The 642-nt window shown below is 42.5% G+C and carries 1 pseudogene; it reads right to left on the reverse strand.

Going from position 1 to position 642, the window contains the following annotated elements:
* Positions 1-194 precede the first annotated feature (194 nt).
* A pseudogene (locus tag ACYVTD_RS15350) lies at positions 195-642 on the reverse strand (acyl-CoA dehydratase activase); the annotation flags it as partial.

A 642-nucleotide genomic window follows, 5' to 3' on the forward strand; every position in this document is an offset into this window, starting at 1 on the left:
GGTTTTCGCAGTTTAATAAGTTTTTTAAGAGCGTATTCACGAACAAAGTCCAAGTAGTGAATCCATTCGCTTATGCCGGCTACTTTTACAACAATGCCCCTCTCGCTCATAAGTTCGATTAATTCGCCAACGGCAAAATCATCTCGGCGCACATAAATCTCGCCTACAATTAATACTCGTGGGCAATCCGTTATTTATCGTTTTAACGGTATTTTTTTTACATCTGTAGCGACATGTTTAAGTTCTCTCCACAACGCTTTTGGGTTGTGTTCTACAGCGTGCATAACTTTTCGCCATGAATGTTCAAAATCTTTTTCCGCTTTTACAGGATCAACCGCCGCCGCCAAAAGAGAACATTGAATGTCTTTTAAGTAGTCGGATAACACTATCCCTTTCCACATCTCTTTTGCGAAACTGGGACCAAGCTCCGTGTATGAATTATCGGCGGACAGAATAAAGACCACTACGTTTTCAAGGCGTAAATCACGGAAAAGATTTTCGTAGTAGACATAATACTGCCCCGTACGGCATGGTCCTGTTGTAATCGGCACAAAGAGCAGATACAACTCGTCTTTGCGGTATTTATCGCTGAAGAAAAATTCCAACGCACTGCCCAAAACCAAATGGCTTGGCACGCACTCC

Source organism: Treponema sp. R6D11, assembly GCF_054786075.1.